16 protein-coding genes are annotated in these 19,573 nt (G+C 74.1%); 11 read left to right on the top strand and 5 right to left on the bottom strand.

What is annotated here, in order from left to right:
- The first annotated feature begins 14 nt into the window (after nucleotides 1-14).
- Complete coding sequence (ku, locus tag Pdca_RS01795) at nucleotides 15-1,250, top strand: non-homologous end joining protein Ku (RefSeq protein WP_232021377.1); 1,236 nt, start codon at nucleotides 15-17, stop codon at nucleotides 1,248-1,250.
- Nucleotides 1,251-1,252: 2 nt separating this feature from the next.
- On the opposite strand, the gene Pdca_RS01790 is transcribed toward ku, so the two are convergent.
- Nucleotides 1,253-2,257: an LCP family protein gene (locus Pdca_RS01790; RefSeq protein ID WP_232021376.1), complete on the bottom strand. Its 1,005-nt coding sequence runs from the start codon at nucleotides 2,255-2,257 to the stop codon at nucleotides 1,253-1,255.
- A gap of 445 nt (nucleotides 2,258-2,702) precedes the next feature.
- Between Pdca_RS01790 and Pdca_RS01785 the strand changes: the two genes are divergently transcribed.
- The 6 genes from Pdca_RS01785 (at nucleotide 2,703) to Pdca_RS01760 (ending at nucleotide 10,074) form a co-directional block, all read left to right on the top strand.
- Entirely contained in the window at nucleotides 2,703-3,473 is a 771-nt protein-coding gene (locus Pdca_RS01785) for a nucleoside phosphorylase (RefSeq protein WP_232021375.1), read from the top strand.
- Entirely contained in the window at nucleotides 3,470-3,838 is a 369-nt protein-coding gene (locus Pdca_RS01780; RefSeq protein WP_085911835.1) for a PH domain-containing protein, read from the top strand. Before Pdca_RS01785 ends, Pdca_RS01780 begins: the two co-directional genes overlap by 4 nt.
- Before the next feature lie 52 nt (nucleotides 3,839-3,890).
- The gene (locus tag Pdca_RS01775; protein WP_085911836.1) at nucleotides 3,891-5,192 is read left to right on the top strand and encodes a geranylgeranyl reductase family protein; all 1,302 of its coding nucleotides are present in this window, start codon (nucleotides 3,891-3,893) and stop codon (nucleotides 5,190-5,192) included.
- A 43-nt stretch (nucleotides 5,193-5,235) separates the two neighbouring features.
- Nucleotides 5,236-6,096, top strand: coding sequence for an alpha/beta hydrolase (locus tag Pdca_RS01770; protein WP_085911837.1), 861 nt, complete (start codon nucleotides 5,236-5,238; stop codon nucleotides 6,094-6,096).
- Nucleotides 6,097-6,280: 184 nt separating this feature from the next.
- Nucleotides 6,281-7,909 (top strand): serine/threonine-protein kinase, encoded by a 1,629-nt coding sequence (locus tag Pdca_RS01765; RefSeq protein WP_085911838.1) that lies wholly within the window; start codon nucleotides 6,281-6,283, stop codon nucleotides 7,907-7,909.
- A gap of 134 nt (nucleotides 7,910-8,043) precedes the next feature.
- Complete coding sequence (locus Pdca_RS01760; protein ID WP_085911839.1) at nucleotides 8,044-10,074, top strand: cytochrome c oxidase assembly protein; 2,031 nt, start codon at nucleotides 8,044-8,046, stop codon at nucleotides 10,072-10,074.
- Between the two features lie 7 nt (nucleotides 10,075-10,081).
- Here the strand turns inward: Pdca_RS01760 and Pdca_RS01755 are convergent, their stop codons facing one another.
- The 3 genes from Pdca_RS01755 to Pdca_RS01745 all read right to left on the bottom strand — a co-directional run bounded on the left by Pdca_RS01755 (nucleotide 10,082) and on the right by Pdca_RS01745 (nucleotide 12,345).
- On the bottom strand, nucleotides 10,082-10,885 hold the full coding sequence (locus tag Pdca_RS01755) for an SRPBCC family protein (protein ID WP_085911840.1): 804 nt from the start codon (nucleotides 10,883-10,885) through the stop codon (nucleotides 10,082-10,084).
- Nucleotides 10,878-11,483, bottom strand: coding sequence for an ArsR/SmtB family transcription factor (locus Pdca_RS01750; RefSeq protein ID WP_085911841.1), 606 nt, complete (start codon nucleotides 11,481-11,483; stop codon nucleotides 10,878-10,880). The genes Pdca_RS01755 and Pdca_RS01750 overlap by 8 nt, the downstream gene beginning before the upstream one ends.
- 73 nt (nucleotides 11,484-11,556) lie before the next feature.
- Entirely contained in the window at nucleotides 11,557-12,345 is a 789-nt protein-coding gene (locus tag Pdca_RS01745) for a DeoR/GlpR family DNA-binding transcription regulator (RefSeq protein ID WP_085911842.1), read from the bottom strand.
- Nucleotides 12,346-12,520: 175 nt separating this feature from the next.
- Between Pdca_RS01745 and Pdca_RS01740 the strand changes: the two genes are divergently transcribed.
- Genes Pdca_RS01740 through Pdca_RS01725 form a run of 4 tightly spaced genes read left to right on the top strand, consistent with a single transcriptional unit; the run spans nucleotide 12,521 to nucleotide 17,244 of the window.
- Nucleotides 12,521-13,864 carry a homoserine dehydrogenase gene (locus Pdca_RS01740; protein WP_085911843.1) on the top strand — a complete coding sequence of 448 codons (1,344 nt, stop codon included), beginning with the start codon at nucleotides 12,521-12,523 and terminating at the stop codon, nucleotides 13,862-13,864.
- A 41-nt stretch (nucleotides 13,865-13,905) separates the two neighbouring features.
- Complete coding sequence (locus Pdca_RS01735; protein ID WP_085911844.1) at nucleotides 13,906-15,288, top strand: GntP family permease; 1,383 nt, start codon at nucleotides 13,906-13,908, stop codon at nucleotides 15,286-15,288.
- A gap of 28 nt (nucleotides 15,289-15,316) precedes the next feature.
- Nucleotides 15,317-16,573: a 3-oxo-tetronate kinase gene (gene otnK, locus Pdca_RS01730; protein ID WP_085911845.1), complete on the top strand. Its 1,257-nt coding sequence runs from the start codon at nucleotides 15,317-15,319 to the stop codon at nucleotides 16,571-16,573.
- Entirely contained in the window at nucleotides 16,570-17,244 is a 675-nt protein-coding gene (locus tag Pdca_RS01725; RefSeq protein ID WP_232021374.1) for a class II aldolase/adducin family protein, read from the top strand. Before otnK ends, Pdca_RS01725 begins: the two co-directional genes overlap by 4 nt.
- A gap of 6 nt (nucleotides 17,245-17,250) precedes the next feature.
- Here the strand turns inward: Pdca_RS01725 and Pdca_RS01720 are convergent, their stop codons facing one another.
- On the bottom strand, nucleotides 17,251-19,554 hold the full coding sequence (locus Pdca_RS01720) for a heavy metal translocating P-type ATPase (RefSeq protein ID WP_232021373.1): 2,304 nt from the start codon (nucleotides 19,552-19,554) through the stop codon (nucleotides 17,251-17,253).
- Nucleotides 19,555-19,573: the final 19 nt, after the last annotated feature.

The raw sequence follows: 19,573 nt of genomic DNA, 5'->3' as shown, positions 1-19,573 counted from the left end.
AGGGGGATGAGCCAGTGCGTGCCATCTGGAGCGGGGCCGTGTCGTTCGGCCTGGTCAGCGTCCCGATCAAGGTCTACTCGGCGACGTCCAACCACGACGTACGTTTCCACCAGGTACACGGTGAGGACGGCGGCCGGATCCGCTACAAGCGGACCTGCGAGGTGTGCGGCGAGGAGGTGTCCTATGCCGACATCGTCAAGGGCTTCGAGACCCCCGAGGGTGAGCTGATCACCCTCGACGAGAACGACCTGGCCTCGCTGCCGGTGTCCACCGGCCACGAGATCGACGTGGTCGAGTTCGTGCCGAACGACCAGATCGACCCGATGTTGTTCGACAAGACCTACTACCTCGAACCGGAGACGAAGGCCGCGAAGCCCTACGCGCTGCTGCGCGAGGCGCTCAACGAGACCGACCGGACCGCCGTGGTGAAGGTCGCGCTGCGCCAGCGCGAGACGCTGGCGCTGCTCCGGGTGCGCGGCAAGGTGATCGTGCTGCAGACCCTGATCTGGACCGACGAGGTGCGCGAACCCGACTTCGACGTGCTGGAGACCGACGTCGAGCTGCGCCCGCAGGAGCTGCAGATGGCGGCCTCGCTGGTGGAGAGCATGGGCGCTGACTTCGACCCGGCCGAGTTCCACGACGAGTACCGGGACGCGATGGTCGACCTGATCGACACGAAGCGCTCCGACGGCGACGCCCGCCCGGCCCCCGCCGCGGAACGCTCCGCCGACGGCCCCGACTCGATGAGCGACCTGCTCTCCGCACTGCAGGCCAGCGTGGACGCCGCCCGGTCGTCCAGCGGGAAGGCTGACTCAGGATCCGGCGAGTCCGGCGAGTCCGGAGCCGGTGACACCCCCGAGGCCGCCGACACCGCCGAATCCGACACCGGCGGGGCCGACGACGCCTCGGACGACTCCGGGACGACGACCGGGGCGAAGTCCGGAACGAAGACGGCCTCGAAGACCGGGACGAGGTCGGGCTCGAAGACCGCATCTACCTCCGGAGCGAAGTCCGGATCTGCCTCGGGAACCAAGTCCGGAACGGCGGCCGGGGCGAAGACCGGGAGCACCCGGAGCCGCCGATCCGGCACCGGATCGGAGAGCGCATCGGGCTCCGGCTCGTCCGGCCGGAAGACCGCATCGGGCGGCCGGTCCCGCAGCACGTCCACGGAGAAGGACGAGCCCGCCGCGACCGGCACCGACGACGCGAAGCCCAGCACCCGCCGCCGCGCCGGCCGCCGGACGGCCTGAGCTCAGGGGCCGAAGCTCGACTCCGGCGGGCGCTGGTCGTTCTGCAGCGCTCCGAACAGCGCCGAGGCCCGCTCCCGGTCCCAGCGCAGGTTCGAGCCGCCGGCGCTGCCACCGATCGGCACCGTCGTCTGCACCCCGTTGCTGCCGGACGCGCCGCGCATCGCCCAGGCCAGGCCGGCCACGTTCCACAGCCGGTCCGAGTCGTCGACTGTGATCGTGTCGGTGATCGCCGACGCCAGCGGGATCGTGCGGAACGGATTGAGCAGCGTCAACGGGCTGGTCGCCTGGCTCAGCAGCGCGGACAGGAACTCGCGCTGCCGCTGCACCCGGTCGAAGTCCGAGCCGGGCGTCGCCCTGGTCCGGACGTAGCCGAGCGCGGTCTGGCCGTCCATGTCCTGGCAGCCCGCCTCGATGTCCAGTCCGGCGAGCGGGTCGTTCATCGCCTCGTCGACGCACATCTCGACCCCGCCGACGGCGTCCACCGCGCCGACGAAGCCGCCGAACCCGACCTCCACGTAGTGGTCGATCTTCAGGCCGGTGGCCTGCTCGACGGTCTGCACGAGCAGTGGCGCGCCACCGAACGCGAACGCGGCGTTGATCTTGTTGCTGCCGCGGCCGGGGATCGGGACGTAGGAGTCGCGCGGCAGCGAGATCAGCACGTCGCCGGACCGTCCGCTGTGCAGCAGCATGATCGTGTCGGTGCGCTGGCCCGCCGCGTCGCCGGTCGCCAGGCGCTCCTCGTCCTCTGCGGAGAGGCCCTCGCGGCTGTCCGAACCGACGATCAGGTAGTTCGTGCCGGATCCGGCGCCCGCGCTCTCCGCGGGGAGCGCCTCGACCCGGGTCATGTTCTGGTCCAGGTAGACGCCGAAGCCGACGAACGCGACCAGCAGCACGACCAGGACGGCCTTCCAGCGGCCGCGCATCCCCCCGCGCATCCGCCGCCAGTCCGGCATCGTCGGGCCCTTGGTGATCCGGCCGTCCCGCGGGGCCAGCGAGGCCGGATGCACGCCCGGTCCCGGGCCGGCGGGCCCGGCCGGGCGGGGCATCGCGGTGCCGCGCGGCGGCGCACCGGACCGGGACGTCCGCCCGGGCGGCGGCGAGCGCAGCGGGCCACGACCGCGTGCCGGCGGTGACTGCCGGGGCTGCTGCGGTGGCGACGGCGGCGGCATCGGGCGCCCGCCCTGCCCGGGGAGCGGACGGGGACCGCGCGACGGCTGGTTCGCCCAGCCCGGACTGCCCGGGCGGCCACCCTGCGGCGGCGGACCACCACGCGGGGGCGGGCCGCGGAACTCTCCGGCCATGCCTGCTCCACCGTCCAACCGGGCCCGCGGTACGCGGCCCCTCACACCGTCCGACCATACTGCCCCGCGACCGATCACCCGTTCCGGCGCGGCACGGTCGCCCGCGGGCGCTGCACTCCGCAACGGGTGATCACCGGGCAGGATCTCCCCCGTGGACCTGCCGCTGACCGAGGACGACCTGGCCGACGAGGGCGTCATCCGCGCCGAGTCGATCGTGCGCCGACCACCGGACATGCCGGACACCGCGGTGCTCTGCTGGTTCCCGGAGGTCGTCGACGCGCTCGGCGCAGGCGACGCCCGCGCGCTCTCCGTGCTCCGCACCGAGCTGGGCCGCACCCCGATCTGGCGCGCGCACGGCCCGCGGGGGCGGCCGGTCGCGGTGCTGCACCCCGGCGTCGGGGCACCGCTTGCGGCGATGTTCCTGGAGAACCTGGTCGCGATGGGGGTGCGCAGGATCGTCGGCGTCGGTGGCGCCGGCGCGCTGCGCCACGAGCTGACGTTCGGGCACGCGGTGGTGCTCGGCAGCGTGCTGCGCGACGAGGGCACCTCGTTCCACTACCTGCCGCCCTCACGCACGCTGGACGCCGACCCGGCCGGGATCGCGGTGCTCGAACGGATGCTGAGCGACGCCGGCATCCCCTGGGTCCTCGGCCGCTGCTGGACCACCGACGCCGTCTACCGGGAGACCCCCGGCCGGATCGAGCGGCGCCGGGCCGAGGGCTGCGCGGTCGTCGACATGGAGGCGTCCGCGCTGGTCGCCGCCGCACGGCGGCTCGGGATCGGCTACGGCCAGGTGTTCCTGGCCGCCGACTCGCTGGCCGGTCCGGAATGGGACCACCGCGGATGGACGACGGCGCGCGAGGCCAGGGCCGGCCTGTTCGGCCTGGCACTGGCCGCGGCCGAGGCCTGGGAGCAGCCGTGAGCGGCCCGGTGTTCGACGAGCGCGACCAGCTCGACACGGTCGCCGCCGCGCTGCTGCCCGGCGAACGGATCGTCGCCGTCTACGACGCGACCGATCCCGGTGCCGGGTTCATCGGGCTGACCGACCTGCGGGTCCTGCTCCAGGACAACGCCTTCGCCGGACGACGCACGGCGCTCACCTCGATCCCGTACGCCCGGATCTGCTCGGTCTCGCTGCTGTCCGGCCGCACGTCCACCGGAGGCGTCGTCGCGTCCGGCCGGATCGCCGTCACCACCGGGCCGCACACCTACGAGTTGGCGCTGCGGGACGCCGGACGCGCCCGGCACGCACACGACGTCGTCCTGGAGCGGATGCTCCGGCCGTGATCGGGGGCACGCTCGGCGGCGAGCGCGGTGTCCGGGTTGCGACACTGGGGTCATGAGCCCCGCCCCGTCGCCCGCCGTCTCCGACACCCCGGCGCGCCCCGCGCCGGAGCGCACCGAGGTGCTGGTCGTCGGCGCCGGACCGGCCGGCTCCGCCGCTGCGGCCTGGGCCGCCCGGCACGGCCTCGACGTCGTCCTCGCCGACGCCGCGGAGTTCCCGCGGGACAAGGCCTGCGGCGACGGGCTGACCCCGCGGGCGATCGCCGAGCTGTCCCGGCTCGGGCTCGGCGACTGGATCGACGCGCACGGCACCAACCAGGGCCTGCGCGCGCACGGGTTCGGGCAGGTGCTGGAGCTGCCCTGGCCGGGCGGGTCGCTGCCGGCGCACGGATCCGCCATCCCGCGCACCGAACTCGACGCCGGGATCCGGCAGGCCGCGCTCGACTCCGGCGCCATCGGGATGGACGGCGCGAAGGCCGTCGACGTCGTGTTCTCCGGTGACCGCGTGGAGTCCGTGGTGTTCGCCGACGGCCGCACCGTCGCCTGCCGGCACCTGGTCGTCGCCGACGGGGCGCGCTCCACGCTGGGCCGGGTACTCGGCCGGGAGTGGCACCAGGACACCGCCTACGGCGTCGCCGCCCGCGGCTACATCTCCTCCGGACGGCACGACGACCCGTGGATCAGCTCGCACCTGGAGCTGCGCGGCGAGAACGACGAGGTGCTCGCCGGGTACGGGTGGCTGTTCCCGCTGAACGACGGCCGGGTCAACATCGGCGTCGGGACCCTCGCGACCGACCGGCGCCCGGCCAACATCAAGCTGCGTTCGCTGATCGAGCACTACGCGAACGCCCGCCGCGAGGACTGGCAGCTGCGCGGCAAGGTCGAGCTCCCGCGCTCGGCGCTGCTGCCGATGGGCGGTGCGGTGTCCGGCGTCGCCGGCCGCAACTGGGCGCTGATCGGCGACGCCGCGGGCTGCGTGAACCCGCTCAACGGCGAGGGCATCGACTACGGCCTGGAGACCGGGCGGCTGGTCGCCGAGCTGCTCACCGCGGGCGCCGATCTCGGCACCGCATGGCCGGCCACGCTGCGCTCGCACTACGGACTCGCGTTCTCGATCGCGCGGCGGCTCGCCGGGCTGATCACGATCCCGCGGCTGCTCCCGCTCGCCGGGCCGATCGGGATGCGCTCGCGCACCCTGATGACGGTCGCGCTGCGGGTGATGGGCAACCTGGTCACCGACGAGGACACCGATCTCACCGCACGGGCCTGGCGGGCCGCCGGGAAGCTGTCGGTCCGGCTCGACGACCGGCCCCCGTTCCCGGCCGCCGATCTGCGGACCCCCGCCGTCGCACGCTGAAATCCTGGCGTGCCCCGGCCGACGCGGGGCAGGATGGCCGATCGTGACTACCGGGGATCCGACCGTCGTACTGGTACACGGCATGGGGTGCAACGCCTCGTCCTGGAACGGCGTGGTGCGTGAGCTCGCACTGCGTGGGGTCCGGGCGCTCGCCGTCGATCTGCCGGGGCACGGTGCCGGCGCGCGGATACCGCGCGGCTACCTCGGTTCCCAGGACCGGACGCTGCTCGGCTCCGAGACCAGCGGGATGAAGGGCATCGGCACCCCGGACGACGTCGCCGCCATGGCCGACGTACTGCGCCGGGCGAAGGAGCACGGGCCGGTCGTGCTCGCCGGGGTCAGCCGCGGCGGGCTCACCCTCAACGCCGTCGGCAACAGCCACCCGGAGCTGGTGGACCGGCTCGTCTACATCTCCGCGCACTGCCCGGTGAACGCCGACTCCGGCGCCTATCAGATCGCCCCGGAGAACGCGGACAGCCTGCTGCACCGCACCACCGCACTGGTCGTCGCGAACCCGACGACGATCCGCGGACTGCGCCTGAACTGGCGCACCGACGACCCGGAGATGCTCGACCTGCTGCAGGAGGCACTGCTCGCCGACGGCACCCGCGACGAGCTGCTGGCCTACCTGCACGTGCAGGACCCGGACGAGTCGATCCTGATCGACGACTCGCTGGCGCAGGCCGGGGCGGAGCACTGGGGCCGGATCCCGCGGCACTACGTCCGGCTGCCCGCCGACCGTGCGCTGCCGGTCGCGCTGCAGGACCGCTACATCGCCGAGGCCGATGCGCTGACCCCGGGCAACACGTTCACGGTGCACGAGCTGGACGCCTCACACATCGGTGTCCAGGTCCACCCCGCCCCGACCGCCGACCTCCTCGCCCGGATCTCCGCGACCGTCTGATCACGGATCGGGAACCGGGACGGTCGCCCGGCGAACGCTCCGGTTCCCGATCCGTGATCACCCGGTCGTACCGCGGTCGCCCGCGCGCCGTCGCACCGCGCGACACCCGCGGGCCGGTAGCGTCGGCCCACGTTTCGTGCCGTCTCCGTCCCGGGGCCGGTGACCAGGAACATCGGGAGGGCCAGTGCAGCGCGGTGACGACCGGGACGCGGCTCGCCGCGGTGCCGATCCGGACGCGGCTCGCCGCGGTGCAGATCCGGACGCGACCCGTCAGGGCGCGCCCGACGCGTGGCGCACCGGCAACCGCCGCCGCGGCGGCGCCCGCCCCGCGGATCCCGGCCCCACCCGCCGCGCCGCGCCGCCACAGCAGGGCCCCGGCCCCCAGGACCCGGCCCGGTACGCCGCGGCACCACCGCCGGGCGGCAGCCGTCGCTCCGGACCGGACGCCACCCGCCGGGTCGGGCAGCCCGACGGCACCCGCCGGATGGACGCCGGTGACCCGACCCGCCGGGTCGGCCCGCCGCCCACCGCCGCCTACGGTGCCGCCCGCCCGCAGCGCCCGGACGCCACCCGGATGATGCCCGCGCCGGTCACCGAGCCCGAGCTGCTCGGCGGCCGGTACCGGCTGGAGGGCCTGATCGGCCAGGGCGGGATGGCCGACGTGCACCGCGCCACCGACACCCGGCTGAACCGCCCGGTCGCGGTGAAGATCTTCGGACCGGGCAACGACCCGACCGCCGACCAGCGCTTCGAGCAGGAGGCGCAGGTCATGGCGAACCTGCGCAATCCCGGCCTGGTCGCGGTGCACGACTTCGCCGTCGAGTCCGATCGCGCGTACCTGGTGATGGAGCTGGTCGACGGGCCGTCGCTGAAGGACGTGATCGCCGCCGAGGACCTGCCGCCCGACGACATCCGGCGGATCGGCACCGAGGTCGCGCAGACCCTCGCCTACGTGCACGGCCAGGGCGTCACGCACCGCGACGTGAAGCCGTCCAACATCCTCATCGACTCCGACGGCCGGGCCCGGCTCGCCGACTTCGGGATCGCCGCGCTGCTCGGCGCCGACGGCCACACCGCCGCCGGCGAGATCATCGGGACGCCCGCCTATCTCGCGCCGGAGCAGGTCCGCGGCACCGACGTCGGCCCGCCCGCCGACGTCTACGCGCTCGGGCTGGTGCTGCTCGAGGCGTGGACCGGCCGGCAGGAGTACCAGGGCGAGGGTCTGCAGGGCGCCGCCGAGCGGGTGAACCGGGCCCCGGTGGTGCCCGCCGACGTGCCGGAGCCGCTGCGCTCGACGATCTCCGCGGCCACCGCCACCGACCCACGCCGCCGCCCGGACGGCCACCGCGTCGCCGAGATGCTGACCGCAGCGAGCCCCGCCCCGGCCGCCCCGGTGCAGCCCGAGCCGGAACCCCGGAGCCAGGATCTCGGCTCGTCGAGCCCCGGGAAGTGGATCGCGATCGGCGCGTTCGTCGTCGCACTGCTGGTGCTGCTGATCGGGTTCCTGCTGTTCAGCGGCAACGATCAGGAGACCCCGGCGCCCGCGCCGACCGAGACCAGCGCCCCGGTGACGACGACCGAGGAGACCACCGAGCCGGCCCCGACCACCACCGAGGAGAGCGGCAACGGCGGGTTCCCGATCCCGACGAACATCCCCACCGAGCTGCCGACGATCCCGACGAACATCCCGACCGAGCTGCCGGACCTGCCCACGAACCTGCCGAACCCGGACGACATCACCGAGAGCGCGCAGGGCTTCTGGAACACCGTCCAGCAGTGGTGGCGCAACCTCACCGGCGACGGCGGGAACTGACCGCGGGACCCGCCCCGGGTGGCGTCCGCTACCCGGGGCGGCGGCGCCGGTGGGCCATCGGGGACCATCGTGGGTGAGACCGCGGGCTGCATCCGGAGGATCGGCCCGTCCGGCACGACCTGCGGAGGAACTCGGTGAGCGCGAGCACGGAGCCGGCTGCGGCCACAGCGCGACCGGACACCGGTGAGGGCACCGGCCGGCGCGGCCGCGATCTCCGTCCGTTCACGACGGCGATGACCCTGCTGCTCGTCGCGGTCTGCGGTGGCGTCGCGGTCGGCCTCACCCTCGGCGACGACGGCTACTGGGGCCAGGGCGGGCTGCCCGTCCCCGACGACGTGATCCGGATCGGCACCGTGCTGGCGCGGGTCGCGACCGTCGCCGGGATGGCGCTCGCCGCCGGATCGTTGCTGGTCGCCGGGTTCGTCGCGGCACCGCAGACGTCCGGGACCGTCGACGTGCACGGCTACCGGGCGCTGCGCCGCGGTGGCCTGGCCGCGCTGCTCGGCGGCGTCGCCGGGATCGTCGCGGGCTGGCTGTCGGTCGCCGACATGTCCGGCACCGCGCTCGGCGACCTGGCCTCCGCGGGCCCGTTCGGCTGGCTCGGCGCCGCCGCGACGCTGAACGAGCCGATGGGCTGGACGCTGGCCGGGCTCGTGCTGCTGCTGGTCGCCGCCGGCGCCGGGTACGTCCTGAACTGGAAGGCCACCGCCGCGCTCGGCGTACTCGCCGCGGCCTCCGCCCTGTTCCCGGCCGCGGTGCACCCGGCCGCCACCGGGATGGCGCACGACTGGAGCGGCGACGGCGTGATGCTCCGGACCGTCTCCGGGGTGGTGTTCCTCGGTGTCGCCGCCGCGCTGGCCGCGCACCGGATCCACGGCGGCCCGCTCACCGGCACGCCAGGACGCCGCGGCCGGGCCGTGCTCATCGGCGCCGGATCGGTGTACCTCGTCGGCGAGATCGTCTTCCAGGTCGTCGTCGTCTGGAACGGCCCGTGGGCCGGATCGGCGTACGCGACGACGGTGGCCGCGTCCGCGGTGCTGCTGGCCCTGCTCGTCGCCGGGACCGCGGTGCTTGCCCGGGCGCTCTCCTCGACCCGGCCGGACTCCGCCGGGCGACTGCTCCCGGTGCTCGCGGTGGCCGGGGCGCTGGTCGCCGCGCTGGGTGTCGCCGGGACCCGGCTGGTGCCGCCGCGCTTCCTGGTCCGGCCGGACTCCGCGCTCGAGACGCTGATCGGCTGGAACGTCGACCGGCCGTTCAGCGCGCTGACGCTGCTGGTCGAGTGGCGCTGGAACATCGTCTTCGGCACCGGTGCGCTGCTGCTCGCCGCGCTGTACGCGCTCGGGGTGCGACAGCTCGCGTCCCGCGGGGTCCGCTGGCCGGTGGGCCGCACCTGGGCCTGGATGCTGGGCTGCGCGGCGCTGCTGCTCGCGACATCGTCCGGTCTGGGCTTCTACTCCCCGGCCATGTTCAGCGTCCACATGATCAGCCACATGACGCTGAACATGCTCACCCCCATCCTGCTCAGCCTGGGCGGCGCGGTGACGCTGGCGCTGCGGGTGCTGCGCCCCGCCGGACGGGGCAACCCGCCCGGACCCCGCGAGTGGCTGCTCGCCCTGGTGCACTCCCGGGTCGCGCGGGTGCTGACCCACCCGGGCTGCGCCGCGGTGCTGTTCGTCGGCTCGTTCTACGTCCTGTACTTCACGTCGCTGTTCGACGGGGCGCTGCGGTTCCACTGGACCCACCAGCTGATGAACCTGCACTTCGTGCTGGTCGGCTACCTGTTCTTCTGGCCGCTGATCGGGGTCGACTCGGCTCCGCACAAGCTGCCGCACCTCGGCCGGCTCGCGGTGCTGCTCGCGACCATGCCGTTCCACGCGTTCTTCGGGATCGCCGTGATGAGCTCGTCGAACGTGCTCGGGCAGAACTTCTACGCCCAGGTCGGGCTGCCCTGGCTCGATCTGGCGGCCGACCAGAGCGTCGGCGGCGGGATCGCCTGGGCCACCGGCGAGCTGCCGATGCTGCTGGTGATGGTGACGCTGGTGGTCCAGTGGTCCCGGGACGACTCCCGGGAGGCGGTGCGCAAGGACCGGCAAGCCGTCCGGGACGACGACGCCGAGCTGAAGGCCTACAACGAGATGCTGGCGAAACTGCGCAAGGGCGACTGAGCGGTGCTCAGCCGCCGGTGCGGGTGACCTGCCCGGCCAGCCAGGACGCCCAGGCGGCCCGCTCCCGGTCGAGCACCTCGGGCCCGTCCTCGCCGTAGAGGGTCCAGCCGAACACCACCCAGGTGCCCTCATGCCGGAGCGTGGTGATCTCGGCGATGCCGGGGCACGGCTCCGCCGTGCGGACGACGACCGAGTCGTCGGTCCGCTGCTCGAGCGTCCCGCTCAGCGTCGGGGCCGGGGCGGCGGTGGCGGCCGGGGCGCCCACCCGGCCCTCGCGCAGCCCGGCGGCGGTGATCACGTCCGGTGCGCCGAGCGGGAGCTCGTGGCGGATCCACAGCGTCGTCACCGGCAGGCCGGCGAAGTGGGTCAGGTACAGACGCAGGTTGCGCAGCGCCCCCGACCAGCCGGCGAAGGTCCCGACGATGACATCGCTCCAGGCGTCGCCGCCCGCGAGGAAGCCCGAGGACAGCCGGACCACACAGATGCTCCCGGACACGGCCTCGACGACGATCTCGGTGTTCCACGTCGGCACCTCGGTGCCGGGCCCCTGCCAGTCGGGCTCGTCGTAGGCGATGCGATGCGGCGGCTCCCACGCGGTGATGACGCCCTCGGAGTCACCGAAGTCCCCGTGCCGGGTGAGGTAGCGGCCGCCGACCCCCGGCTCCACCTCAGCGGGGACGAACCAGGCCTCGACCCCCGGGCCGGTCGCGATGAGCTCCCAGACCTGCTCAGGGGTGCCGGACACCTCGATCTCGGCAACGGCGCGGTACCGGCCGTCCTCGTCGTCGATCGATGTGCGAACCTCAGACATCGGTGTGCTCCTCACTGTCCAGGGGGTAGGCACCGACGACGAGCCGGTGCGGCCGGCCGCCCGGTGCGCGGTCGTCGTGGTGGCGGGCGATGACGCCGGTGACGACGTCGGCCAGGTCGCGGGCGAACGCCGCCCGCGCGGCGGGTGTCGGGAAGGTGATCTGCACGTCGAGGGCGAAGGTCTCGGCCGGACCGCCGCCGGTCCGCGAGCGCCGAAGCAGGGCCCCGACCTCCCGGACGGCGCGGCCCGCCAGCGACACCAGGTACGCGGCGGACAGCCGGTCCGGTCGAAGTCCCGGGTCGGCGGCGCCCGCCGGCCCGAGCGCCTCCGACGACACCAGGTAGCCGCGCGCGGTCGCGACCAGCAGTCGCTCGGTGATCCCGCCCCAGCGGCGCTCTCCGGCCGCGGCGACCAGGGCGTGCTCCTCCAGCCGACGGACGTGGTAGTTCACCCGCTGCCGAGGCAGTTCCAGGATTCGCGCCAGCTCGCTCGACGAGCGCGGCTCTGCCAGCTCCGCGAGCAGCCGCGCACGGACGGGATCCAGCGCGGTGATCGCCGCGCCGGAGGTGGCGATGACGTCGACCGCGTCGGTGGGCACGCACCCAGGAGAGCATTGACAGATTATTTTGTCAATGCGGCCGACGAGAGCTCCGGACGGGCGATCGGCAGGATCAGGCGTAGGCCGGGGCGCCGGGGGGCGGGGCGGTCCGCAGCACCACTCCGCGGGCGCGCAGGCGGGCCGTGACGGCCGCAGGCAGGCCGGAGTCGGTCACCACGGCGTCGAATCCGGTGAGGTCGGCGACCCGGAAGGTGCCCACCTGTCCGTACTTGTCGGAGCCGGCCACCAGGTAGGACCGGGCGGCCACCTCCATCGCGGCCTGCTTCACCGGCACCTTGGCCTCGTGCGGCGTGGTGCTCCCCCGCTGCTCGTCCCAGGAGCTGGTCGAGATCAGTGCGACGTCGAGGTTCAGCTCGCGGACCGCACGCGCCGTCAGCTCCCCGACGGTGGACCGGTTGGCCCGGTCGACCCGCCCGCCGACATGGTAGAGCTCCAGCCCCGGGTGCTCGCTGAGCAGCACGGCCGTGGTCAGGTCGTTGGTCACCACGGTGAGCCCGGTGTGCGACCACAGCAACGGCGCGACCTGCCCGAGGGTGGTGCCGGCGTCGAGGTAGACGACCTGGTCGTTGCCGATGAGGCCGACCGCCTCCCGGGCGATCGCGCGCTTCTCGTCCAGCCGGACCGACGCCTTCGCGCGGTACGGCGGCTCGCTGTGCAGCTGATCGACCAGCCGGACCCCGCCCGGCACCGATGCGACCCGACCCTCGGCCTCGAGCGATGCGATGTCGCGGCGGACCGTCATGTGGGAGACCCCGAGCAGCTCGACGAGCTCGCGGACCGAGAGCACGCCCGCACCCCGGAGCTCGACGAGCAGCCGCTCACGACGCTGGTCGGGAATCACCCGGCCACCTCCGAAACACCTCGTCGCACGATCCCGGACGGTAGCGCACGGTACCGTCCATGTGCTGCTGCGTGAACATAGTTGACGGATATGTGAATTCTTGTGTTAGCTGTCGTCCGACCGGTGCTCGTCGACCACGCCGTGCTGTCGCCACCGGACGTCGTGAGGAGGCCCGATGAACCGTCCGGTCGCGCGCTACGCGCTCACCGGCGCGAAGGGCGGCTTCGGCCGCACCCTGCTCGCGCAGACCCGGCTCACCCCGAGGGTCGAGCCGGCGGTGCTGTGCGATCTCGACGTCGACGGCACCGTCACGATGTGCCGCGAACTCGGCTTCCGCGCCGACGAGCTCGCCGTCTGCCGCAGCACCGACGAGCTCGCCGCGCGTCCCCCGGGCACGGTCGCGGTGGTCCCCGACACCGGCCTGCTCGCCGGCGGCGACCACGACGTGCTCGTCGAGGCCACCGGCAGCCCCGCCGCCGGATACCGGGCCGCCGTCGACGCCCTGGAGCACGACCGGCACGTCGTCATGGTCTCCAAGGAGGTCGAGACCGTCGCCGGGGCCGATCTCGCCCGGCGCGCCGGTGACCGCGGGCTCGGTTACGTCCCCGGCGCCGGGGACCAGCCCGCCAACCTCGTCGAATGGTTCACCCGCACCCGCGAGGTCGGGCTGGAGGTGGTCGCCGTCGGCAAGTCCGGCGAGTACGACCTGGTCCTCGACCCGGCCACCGGGCGGCTGCGGCACCTCGAGCAGGAGATCTCGGTCGACGACCCCGAACGGCTGCTGAGCCGCACCGCGGCGATCGGCGACACGCTGCGGGCACGGGCCGAGGCGGTGGCCGAGATCGGTCGCAGTGCGGCCGCCGATCTCTGCGAGATGGCCGTCGTCGCCGATGCCACCGGCCTGACCCCGGACGTCGAGACCCTGCACTACCCGGTGGCCCGGACCGCCGAGCTCGCCGACGTCTACGCGCTGGCCGAGCACGGCGGGATCGTCTCCCGGCCCGGCGTCGTGGACGTGTTCACCGTCCTGCGCCGCCCGGACGAGGCGAGCTTCGCCGGCGGTGTGTTCGTCGTCGTCCGCACACACGACCCGGTGACCTGGCAGACCCTCGCCGGGAAGGGGCACGTGGTGAGCCGCGACGGCCGCTACGCCTGCCTGTACCTGCCCTACCACCTGATGGGCGTCGAGACCCCGCTGTCGATCCTCGACGTCGCCGCGCGCGGCGCGGCCGCCGCGCCCGCGAACCGGGGCCGGCACGTCGTGCTGGGCGGCCGCGCCCGGGCGGCGCTTGCGGCGGGCCGGACGCTCACGATGGGCGGGCACCACCACGACGTCGACGGCGTCGCCCCGGTGCTGCTCGACGTGCAGCGGGCCCCGGCCGGGGCCGCCCCGCTCTACCTCGCCGCACACACCACGCTCGCCCGCGACGTCGCCGCAGGCGAACCGGTCCGGATCGACGACCTCGCCGATCCCGATCCCGCACTGCTCGAGGCCTGGCGCGCCGGCGCGTCGAGCTGACCTTTCCGCTCCCCTTCCCACTCCCGATCGGATACATCGTCGTGTCGGACATCTACGTCCTGAGCGCGTTCCTGCTCGCGCTCGTCGTCCTCGTCGTCCTCATCGCCCGCTTCAAGGTCCACCCGGTCGCCACGCTGTTCGTGGTGGTCGTCGGACTCGGCCTGGCGCTGGGCATGGGTGGCGTGGGGACGATCGAACTGGTCACCGAGGGCTTCGGCAACACGCTGGCCAACGTGGGCCTGCTGGTGATCTTCGGCTGCGTGCTGGGGAAGATGCTGGAGCTCTCCGGCGCCGCGCAGACGATCACCGAGCGCTGCCTGCAACTGTTCTCCGAGAACAAGGTCCCCTGGGCGGTGGCGCTCGCATCGTCGATCGTGGGCATCCCACTGATCGCCGACTCGGTCGTGGTCATGCTCATCCCGATCGTGTCGGCACTGGCCGCACGCACCGGGATCTCGATGATGAAGCTCGGACCGATCCTCTACATCGGCGCGTACGTGATGACCTCGGTCATCCCGCCGGGACCGGGCCCGCTGGCGTCCGCCGCCCTGCTCGGTGTGCCGACCGGCGAGGCGATCCTGCTCGGCCTGGCCGTCGGCATCCCCGGCATCATCACCGCGACGCTCTACCTGTCGATGCTCAAGACCCACGTCGACCCGAAGCCCGAGTTCGTGGAGAACCTGGACACCACGGGCGGAAGCGGGGCCGGTGGCTCCGGGAACGCCGACGTCACCACCGAGGAGCGGACCGGTGTCCGCAGCCCCTCGCTCCTGGCCTGCCTGACCCCGATCGTCGCACCGATCGCCCTGATCAGCTCGGCGTCGCTGCTCGGCCCGCTGATGGCCGAGGAGAACCCGGTCCGGATGGTCCTGGAGTTCGTCGGCGAGCCCACCATGGCGCTGTTCCTGGCCTGCCTGCTGTCGCTGCCGCTGTTCGGCGGGCGCTGGAAGGACAAGGCGACGCTCAACGACCTGTTCGAGAGCGGCCTGCGGATCGCGGCCATGCCGCTCGCGCTGACCGGTGTCGGCGGCGCGCTCGCCCTCACGATCCGCGAGACCGGGGTCGCGGAGAACATCGCCGGCGGGGTGCAGGAGATCGGCATCTCACCGATCATCATCCCGTTCCTGGTCGCCGCCGCGGTGTGCACGATCACCGGGTCGAACATCCTCGGCGTGATGACCGCCGCCGCGATCATGCAGCCGCTGATCGAGACGCTGGGCCTGTCACCGATCGCGGTGTACCTGGCCTGCGCCACCGGGGCGCAGATCATGAAGCACGCGAACTCGTCGGGCTGGTGGGTCACCACCTCGCTGTCCAACATGACGGTGGGCCAGGGCATCCGGTCGATCGGCGTCGCGTCGATCATCTCCGGGGTCACCGGGTTCGCCGTGCTGTACCTGTTGCTCGTGACCGGCGTCGTCTGAGTCACCCCCACCACCCCAGGAGGAGACCGTGCCCCAGCTCGGCGCCATCGCCGACGACCTCACCGGCGCGACCGATCTCGCGATCGTCCTGACCGCGTCCGGGTTCCGCACCGCCGTCGTACCGGGCGAGGTGATGGCCGGCGGCCCGCCGTCGTCGGTCGACGACGCCGACGCGGTGGTCGTGGCGCTCAAGAGCCGCACCGCCCCGGTCGAGCAGGCCGTGGCGGAGTCGCTCGCGGCGCTCGACGGCCTGCGCGAGGCCGGATGCACCCGGTTCCTGTTCAAGTACTGCTCGACGTTCGACTCGACCCCGGCCGGCAACATCGGCCCCGTCGCCGACGCCCTGCAGGACGCGCTGGGGTCCCGCTGGACCGTGGTGGCGCCGGCGTTCCCGGCGAACGGCCGGACCGTCTACTCCGGACACCTATTCGTCGGTGCCGACCCGCTCGACGAGTCGCCGATGCGCGATCACCCGCTCACCCCGATGCGCGACTCCAGCCTGATGCGGCTGCTGGCACCCCAGGTCCGCGACGGCGCCGCGGCCGTCGGGCACGTCGGGCTCGGCCACGTCGAGGCGGGCCCGGAGGCGCTGCGCCGGGCGCTGGACGAGGCGGTGGCCGCCGGTGCGCGCTACCTCGTCGTCGACGCCGTGCGCGACGCCGACCTGGTGACGCTGGTCGAGGCCACCGCCGACCTGCGGCTGCTGACCGGCGGCAGCGCGGTCGCCCAGGGCCTGTCCGGGCCGCGGGAGGTCGCCGAGGTCGCCGTCGAGGTCGGGGACGGGCCGCGCGTGGTGCTGTCCGGCAGCGCCTCGCAGGCCACCCAGCGGCAGGTCCGCGCCGGCGTCGCCGCCGGGCGCGGGATCAAGCTGGACCCGGCCGCGCTGCGCGCCGACGCCGCGGCCGAGCACACCGCGCTGGCCGACCGGGTGCTCGACGCCGGCGCCGCCGACGGCCCGGTCGTGGTCTACGCGACCGCCGAGCCCGGCGACGTCGCCGACCCGGCGGACGCGCCGCTGTTCGAACAGGCGCTGGCCGCACTGGCCCGCGAGCTGGTCGACCGGGGCGTCCGCGCGATCGCCGTCGCGGGTGGCGAGACCTCCGGTGCCGTCGTCGCGGCCCTGGGGGTGCGGAGCCTTGCCGTCGGGCCACGGCTGGATCCGGGGGTCGCCTGGTCGCTCGCCGAGCGCGCCGGCACCGAGCCGCTGGCGCTGCTGCTCAAGTCCGGCAACTTCGGCGGCGAGGACCTGTTCGTGCGGGCGTGGACCGCCGGGGCGGGCCGGTGACCGGCGCCGTCCCGGGCCACCTGCTCCCGGTCGCGGAACGGCTGTGCGCAGCCGGGCACCGGCTGGCCGCGCTGGGGCTCAGCCCCGGCTCGTCGGGGAACCTCTCCGAGCGCTCCGGCGACGCCGTCGTGGTGACCCCGACCGGGATCGGCCTCGCCGACCTGCAGCCGCACCTGCTGAGCGTGACCGACGCCGTCGGCACCCACGTCGCGGGCGCACGACCGTCCAAGGAGGTACCGCTGCACCTGGCGATGTACCGCCGGGAGCCCGATCTCGCCGCGGTGGTGCACCTGCACTCGCCGCACGTGGTCGCCGCGTCGTGCCTTCCGCCGTTCTCCGCCGGGTCCGCGCTGCCGCCCGCGACGCCGTACCTGGTGATGCGGGTCGGGCAGGCTCCGCTCGCGCCGTACGCGGCGCCCGGCTCGCAGGAGCTGGCCGACGGGCTCACCGCGCTGCCCGGGAGGTTCACCGCGGCGCTGCTGGCCCACCACGGGTCACTGGCGGGCGGCACCGGCCTGGACCGGGCGGTCGACGCCGCGATCGAACTGGAGGAGGCGGCGCGGGTGGTGATGCTGCTGAGCGGGTCCCCGGCCCGCTGGCTGGGCGACGACGCGGTCCGCGAGCTGACCGAGCGGTACGGCACCCACTGGGACCTGCAGACCGCGGGATGAGCCGGATCAGGCCTCGACGTACTCGGTGTCCCGGTCCGGCTCACGGACCGCGCCGAGAGTCTCGTCGGCCCAGCTCGCGGCCTTGCGCAGGCGCAGGCTGTTCGTCACCACCAGGAACGACGAGACCGCCATCGCCGCACCCGCGAGCAGCGGGTTGAGCAGACCGGCCATCGCGACCGGGATCGCGGCCGTGTTGTAGCCGAACGCCCACCACAGGTTCCCGCGGATCGTGCTCATCGTGGCCCTGGCCAGCTCGACGGTCGCCGGGAGCACCCGCAGGTCGTCGCGCACCAGCACGACGTCGGCAGCCTCCAGCGCCACGTCGGTCCCCGAACCGACGGCGATACCCAGGTCGGCGGCCGCGAGCGCGGCGGCGTCGTTCACGCCGTCGCCGACCATCGCGACCGTCCGGCCCTGCGCCTGCAGCGCGCGGACGTGCTCGACCTTGTCGTCGGGCAGCGCACCGGCGACCACGTCGTCGATCCCGCAGGTCCGCGCGACGGCGTGCGCCGCGGCCGGCCGGTCACCGGTCAGCAGCACCGGCCGCAGCCCCATCGCGATCAGCTCGGCGACGGCGACCGGCGCGGACTCCTTCACCGGATCGGCCAGCGCGATCACCCCGGCGAGCTCACCGTGCACCTGCACCGCGACCACCGTGTGGCCGGACCCCTCCCAGCCGGTGATCCGCTCGGCCAGCGCGCCGGTGTCGGCGGGCGGGCGCCCGACCGTGATCTCGACGCCGTCGACGGTGCCGCGGGCGCCGAGTCCGGGCAGCGCGACGAAGTCCCCGACGTCGGGCACCGTCAGCTCCGCATCCCTGGCGTGCCGGCGGACGGCGGCGGCGATGGCGTGCTCCGAGCCGGACTCGACGGCCGCGGCCCTGGCCAGCAGCAGGTCGGCATCCACCCCGGGGGCGGCGGCGACATCGGTGACGGTCATCCGGCCGGTGGTCAGCGTGCCAGTCTTGTCGAGCACGACGGTGTCGGCGGCCCGGGTCGTCTCCAGCGCCCGGTAGCCCTTCACGAAGATCCCGAGCTCGGCGCCGCGGCCGGTGGCGACCATCAGTGCGGTCGGTGTGGCGAGCCCGAGCGCGCACGGGCAGGCGATGATCACGACGGCGATGGCCGGCCCGAACGCGCCCGCCCAGCCGGCGCCCGCGAGCAGCCAGCCGCCCAGCGTCAGCACGGCCAGCACCAGCACCACCGGGACGAACACCGACGACACCCGGTCGACCAGCCGCTGGGTGGCCGACTTCTCCACCTGGGCCCGCTCGACGGCGGCGATCATCCGGGCCAGCCGGGTGTCCGCGCCGACCTGCTCGGCGACGACCACCAGGCGTCCGCCGGCCGGGATGGTGCCGCCGGTGACCGCATCACCCGGGCCGACCTCGGCCGGGACCGGTTCGCCGGTCATCGCGCTGGTGTCGACGGCGGCACCGCCCTCGGCGACGACGCCGTCGGCGGCGATCCGCTCACCCGGCCGGACGAGGAAGCGGTCGCCGACCCGCAGGCGTCCCACCGGGATCCGGGTCTCCGTCCCATCGACGAGAAGCGTGACCTCGTCGGACTCCAGCGCGGCCAGCGAGCGCATCACGCGCCCGGCCGTGCGCCGGGCGCGGGCCTCGAAGTAGCGGCCGGCCAGCACGAACGTCGTGACGCCCGCCGCGACCTCCAGGTACAGCGGGCCCGACGGGTGCAGCACCGCGTCCCAGCCGGTCAGCGTGGTGCGGGTGTCGAGGAACGCCATCTCGCCCAGCGACCAGGCGGACGCCGAGATCACGCCGAGCGAGACGAGCGTGTCCATCGAGGTGGTGCCGTGCCGCAGGTTCACGAACGCCGTGCGGTGGAACGGCCAGGCCGCCCACACCACGACCGGCAGCGCCAGCGCGACGACCACCCACTGCCAGTACGGGAACCGCAGCGTCGGCACCAGCGACATCGCCAGCGACAGGTCGGCGAGCGGGATGAACAGCACCAGCGCGACGGCCATCCGGGTCCGGAGCCTGCGCAGCGCGGTGTCGTCCTCGGTGGCCGCGTCGCCGGTGTCGGTGACGCCGGGCCGCAGCTCGGTGGCGCCGTAGCCGGCCTTGCGGACGGTGCCCAGCAGCGTCTCGACGTCGGTGCCGGCCGGGTACTCGACCGTCGCACGCTCGGTCGCGAGGTTGACGGTCGCGCGGACGCCGTCGAGTTTGCCGAGCTTGCGCTCCACCCGTCCGACGCAGGCGGCACAGGTCATGCCGTCGATCCGCAGCTCGACCGTGCGGACGTCGGCCCCGGAGGGGGCACGCTCCACAGCGCTGCCGGTACTCACACCTCCATAGTTCTACACG

The sequence above is a fragment of the Pseudonocardia autotrophica genome, from assembly GCF_003945385.1.
GTDB classification, from domain to species: domain Bacteria; phylum Actinomycetota; class Actinomycetes; order Mycobacteriales; family Pseudonocardiaceae; genus Pseudonocardia; species Pseudonocardia autotrophica.
This window is presented reverse-complemented; position numbering and strand designations above follow the sequence as displayed.

Bases quoted from the DNA above. Each gene is read 5' to 3' on its own strand.
- Pdca_RS01775 (WP_085911836.1), top strand. From the start codon at position 3,891: ATGAGCCCCGCCCCGTCGCCCGCCGTCTCCGACACCCCGGCGCGCCCC.
- Pdca_RS01755 (WP_085911840.1), bottom strand. From the start codon at position 10,885: ATGTCTGAGGTTCGCACATCGATCGACGACGAGGACGGCCGGTACCGC.
- Pdca_RS01740 (WP_085911843.1), top strand. From the start codon at position 12,521: ATGAACCGTCCGGTCGCGCGCTACGCGCTCACCGGCGCGAAGGGCGGC.